Here is a 5,341-nt window from a genome sequence, read left to right as displayed (position 1 = left end):
GGGGTTTTGGGATAGGTGCTTGACGATGACCTACTCTCACATGGGGAAACCCCACACTACCATCGGCGATGCGTCGTTTCACTGCTGAGTTCGGGATGGGATCAGGTGGTTCCAACGCTCTATGGTCGTCAAGCAATTCTTTCGGATGCTCGTGGCTTGCGCTCACGCTCATCCCGATTCGGGTATGTGACAGGTATTCTTTGCGGTTCTTGCGAACTTTCGGTTCGTCGACTTCACCGTCCAACACACAAATTGTTTGGGTGTTATATGGTCAAGCCTCACGGGCAATTAGTATCGGTTAGCTCAACGCCTCACAGCGCTTACACACCCGACCTATCAACGTCGTAGTCTTCGACGGCCCTTCAGGGGGATCGAGTCCCCAGTGAGATCTCATCTTGAGGCTAGTTTCCCGCTTAGATGCTTTCAGCGGTTATCTATTCCGAACATAGCTACCCGGCAGTGCCACTGGCGTGACAACCGGAACACCAGAGGTTCGTCCACTCCGGTCCTCTCGTACTAGGAGCAGCCCCTCTCAAATCTCAAACGTCCACGGCAGATAGGGACCGAACTGTCTCACGACGTTCTAAACCCAGCTCGCGTACCACTTTAAATGGCGAACAGCCATACCCTTGGGACCGGCTTCAGCCCCAGGATGTGATGAGCCGACATCGAGGTGCCAAACACCGCCGTCGATATGAACTCTTGGGCGGTATCAGCCTGTTATCCCCGGAGTACCTTTTATCCGTTGAGCGATGGCCCTTCCATACAGAACCACCGGATCACTAAGACCTACTTTCGTACCTGCTCGACGTGTCTGTCTCGCAGTCAAGCGCGCTTTTGCCTTTATACTCTGCGACCGATTTCCGACCGGTCTGAGCGCACCTTCGTACTCCTCCGTTACTCTTTAGGAGGAGACCGCCCCAGTCAAACTGCCCACCATACACTGTCCTCGATCCGGATCACGGACCAGAGTTAGAACCTCAAGCATGCCAGGGTGGTATTTCAAGGTTGGCTCCACGCGAACTGGCGTCCACGCTTCAAAGCCTCCCACCTATCCTACACAAGCAGGCTCAAAGTCCAGTGCAAAGCTACAGTAAAGGTTCACGGGGTCTTTCCGTCTAGCCGCGGATACACTGCATCTTCACAGCGATTTCAATTTCACTGAGTCTCGGGTGGAGACAGCGCCGCCATCGTTACGCCATTCGTGCAGGTCGGAACTTACCCGACAAGGAATTTCGCTACCTTAGGACCGTTATAGTTACGGCCGCCGTTTACCGGGGCTTCGATCAAGAGCTTCGCTTTCGCTAACCCCATCAATTAACCTTCCGGCACCGGGCAGGCGTCACACCCTATACGTCCACTTTCGTGTTTGCAGAGTGCTGTGTTTTTAATAAACAGTCGCAGCGGCCTGGTATCTTCGACCGGCGTGGGCTTACGCAGTAAATACTTCACCCTCACCGGCGCACCTTCTCCCGAAGTTACGGTGCCATTTTGCCTAGTTCCTTCACCCGAGTTCTCTCAAGCGCCTTGGTATTCTCTACCCGACCACCTGTGTCGGTTTGGGGTACGGTTCCTAGTTACCTGAAGCTTAGAAGCTTTTCCTGGAAGCATGGCATCAACCACTTCGCTCTCTAAAAGAAAGCTCGTCATCAGCTCTCGGCCTTGAACACCCGGATTTGCCTAAGTGCCCAGCCTACAACCTTAAACTTGGACAACCAACGCCAAGCTGGCCTAGCCTTCTCCGTCCCTCCATCGCAGTAACTAGAAGTACAGGAATATTAACCTGTTTCCCATCGACTACGCATTTCTGCCTCGCCTTAGGGGCCGACTAACCCTGCGTCGATTAACGTTGCGCAGGAACCCTTGGTCTTTCGGCGTGGGAGTTTTTCACTCCCATTGTCGTTACTCATGTCAGCATTCGCACTTCTGATACCTCCAGCAAGCTTCTCAACTCACCTTCACAGGCTTACAGAACGCTCCTCTACCGCGCATCTTGCGATGCACCCGCAGCTTCGGTGTGTGGTTTGAGCCCCGTTACATCTTCCGCGCAGGCCGACTCGACTAGTGAGCTATTACGCTTTCTTTAAAGGGTGGCTGCTTCTAAGCCAACCTCCTAGCTGTCTAAGCCTTCCCACATCGTTTACCACTTAACCACAACTTTGGGACCTTAGCTGGCGGTCTGGGTTGTTTCCCTTTTCACGACGGACGTTAGCACCCGCCGTGTGTCTCCCACGCTGACACTTCCAGGTATTCGGAGTTTGCATCGGTTTGGTAAGTCGGGATGACCCCCTAGCCGAAACAGTGCTCTACCCCCTGGAGTGATACGTGAGGCGCTACCTAAATAGCTTTCGAGGAGAACCAGCTATCTCCGAGCTTGATTAGCCTTTCACTCCGATCCACAAGTCATCCCCTACCTTTTCAACGGGAGTGGGTTCGGTCCTCCAGTCAGTGTTACCTAACCTTCAACCTGCTCATGGATAGATCGCCCGGTTTCGGGTCTATACCCAGCGACTAAACGCCCTATTAAGACTCGCTTTCGCTACGCCTCCCCTATTCGGTTAAGCTCGCCACTGAATATAAGTCGCTGACCCATTATACAAAAGGTACGCAGTCACCCAACAACGTGGGCTCCCACTGCTTGTACGCATACGGTTTCAGGTTCTATTTCACTCCCCTCTCCGGGGTTCTTTTCGCCTTTCCCTCACGGTACTGGTTCACTATCGGTCAGTCAGTAGTATTTAGCCTTGGAGGATGGTCCCCCCATGTTCAGACAACGTTTCACGTGCGCCGTCCTACTCGATTTCACTTCCTGGAACCTTTCACATACGGGGCTATCACCCACTATGGCCGCACTTTCCAGAGCGTTCTGTTAGATTCCAAGAAGCTTAAGGGCTAGTCCCCGTTCGCTCGCCACTACTAAGGGAATCTCGGTTGATTTCTGTTCCTCAGGGTACTTAGATGTTTCAGTTCCCCTGGTTCGCCTCACACACCTATGGATTCAGTGTGTGATAACCAGCTTGTGCTGGCTGGGTTCCCCCATTCAGAGATCTCCGGATCAAAGTCTGTTTGCCGACTCCCCGAAGCTTATCGCAGGCTACCACGTCTTTCATCGCCTCTGACTGCCAAGGCATCCACCGTATGCGCTTCTTCACTTGACCATATAACCCCAAGCAATCTGGTCATACGTCTCGAACGTGAAGACGACATTCGCCGAAAATTCGCGCTTGAACTCGCAAATTTTACCTTGACTTGAACAATCCCCAGTGAAAGAGATCATTCAGTCTACTTCTATCACATACCCAAATTTTTAAAGAACGGTTCCGGTACAAAGACCAGACAGCAAGGTTCGCTCTACCGAACATTCCTGTCTGAGCTTTACGACGATGCGGAGATGGTGGAGCCAAGGAGGATCGAACTCCTGACCTCCTGCGTGCAAAGCAGGCGCTCTCCCAGCTGAGCTATGGCCCCCTCTTTTCCAACGATTGGTGGGTCTGGGCAGATTCGAACTGCCGACCTCACCCTTATCAGGGGTGCGCTCTAACCGACTGAGCTACAGACCCATATAGGGTTGCCTAACCGTCGCTTACCAGTGAATCAAGCAATTCGTGTGGGAGCTTATGAGAAAGCCGGGATCTTCGATTAAGGAGGTGATCCAGCCGCAGGTTCCCCTACGGCTACCTTGTTACGACTTCACCCCAGTCATGAATCACTCCGTGGTAACCGTCCCCCCGAAGGTTAGACTAGCTACTTCTGGAGCAACCCACTCCCATGGTGTGACGGGCGGTGTGTACAAGGCCCGGGAACGTATTCACCGTGACATTCTGATTCACGATTACTAGCGATTCCGACTTCACGCAGTCGAGTTGCAGACTGCGATCCGGACTACGATCGGTTTTGTGGGATTAGCTCCACCTCGCGGCTTGGCAACCCTCTGTACCGACCATTGTAGCACGTGTGTAGCCCTGGCCGTAAGGGCCATGATGACTTGACGTCATCCCCACCTTCCTCCGGTTTGTCACCGGCAGTCTCCTTAGAGTGCCCGGCATAACCCGCTGGTAACTAAGGACAAGGGTTGCGCTCGTTACGGGACTTAACCCAACATCTCACGACACGAGCTGACGACAGCCATGCAGCACCTGTGTTCCGATTCCCGAAGGCACTCCCGCATCTCTGCAGGATTCCGGACATGTCAAGGCCAGGTAAGGTTCTTCGCGTTGCTTCGAATTAAACCACATGCTCCACCGCTTGTGCGGGCCCCCGTCAATTCATTTGAGTTTTAACCTTGCGGCCGTACTCCCCAGGCGGTCGACTTATCGCGTTAGCTGCGCCACTAAGATCTCAAGGATCCCAACGGCTAGTCGACATCGTTTACGGCGTGGACTACCAGGGTATCTAATCCTGTTTGCTCCCCACGCTTTCGCACCTCAGTGTCAGTATCAGTCCAGGTGGTCGCCTTCGCCACTGGTGTTCCTTCCTATATCTACGCATTTCACCGCTACACAGGAAATTCCACCACCCTCTACCGTACTCTAGTCAGGCAGTTATGGATGCAGTTCCCAGGTTGAGCCCGGGGATTTCACATCCATCTTACCAAACCACCTACGCGCGCTTTACGCCCAGTAATTCCGATTAACGCTTGCACCCTTCGTATTACCGCGGCTGCTGGCACGAAGTTAGCCGGTGCTTATTCTGTTGGTAACGTCAAAACAGCAAGGTATTAACTTACTGCCCTTCCTCCCAACTTAAAGTGCTTTACAATCCGAAGACCTTCTTCACACACGCGGCATGGCTGGATCAGGCTTTCGCCCATTGTCCAATATTCCCCACTGCTGCCTCCCGTAGGAGTCTGGACCGTGTCTCAGTTCCAGTGTGACTGATCATCCTCTCAGACCAGTTACGGATCGTCGCCTAGGTGAGCCATTACCCCACCTACTAGCTAATCCGACCTAGGCTCATCTGATAGCGTGAGGTCCGAAGATCCCCCACTTTCTCCCGTAGGACGTATGCGGTATTAGCGCTCCTTTCGGAACGTTGTCCCCCACTACCAGGCAGATTCCTAGGCATTACTCACCCGTCCGCCGCTGAATCCGGGAGCAAGCTCCCTTCATCCGCTCGACTTGCATGTGTTAGGCCTGCCGCCAGCGTTCAATCTGAGCCATGATCAAACTCTTCAGTTCAATACTGATCGGGTTTTGAGAAAACCCTAAACTTGGCTCAGCAATCGCAAAAAACTCTCGAATTCACGAGTGTTACTTGTGATGCTGATAATCTTGCGATCACCAGTCTTAGCTCACAAGCACCCACACGAATTGCTTGATTCAACTTGTTAAAGAGCAGTTGG

Annotated in this window: 2 tRNA genes and 3 rRNA genes; all 5 read right to left on the bottom strand. The window is 53.0% G+C overall.

Annotated features, from left to right (window positions below):
- Nucleotides 1-17: 17 nt before the first annotated feature.
- Nucleotides 18-133, bottom strand: a 5S ribosomal RNA gene (rrf, locus tag CHC02_RS29670).
- A gap of 134 nt (nt 134-267) precedes the next feature.
- Nucleotides 268-3,158: ribosomal RNA gene (locus CHC02_RS29665) — 23S ribosomal RNA — on the bottom strand.
- Between the two features lie 234 nt (nt 3,159-3,392).
- Nucleotides 3,393-3,468: transfer RNA gene (locus CHC02_RS29660), tRNA-Ala, on the bottom strand.
- Nucleotides 3,469-3,483: 15 nt separating this feature from the next.
- Nucleotides 3,484-3,560, bottom strand: a tRNA-Ile gene (locus tag CHC02_RS29655).
- Nucleotides 3,561-3,640: 80 nt separating this feature from the next.
- A 16S ribosomal RNA gene (locus CHC02_RS29650) occupies nt 3,641-5,177 on the bottom strand.
- Together the 16S, 23S and 5S rRNA genes with 2 tRNA genes alongside form the textbook arrangement of a ribosomal RNA operon.
- Nucleotides 5,178-5,341 lie beyond the last annotated feature (164 nt).

This window comes from Pseudomonas delhiensis, from assembly GCF_900187975.1.
In the GTDB taxonomy this organism is placed as follows: Bacteria; Pseudomonadota; Gammaproteobacteria; order Pseudomonadales; family Pseudomonadaceae; genus Pseudomonas; species Pseudomonas delhiensis.
Note: the sequence above shows the minus strand (reverse complement) of the source record. Positions and strands in the feature narration are given on the sequence as shown.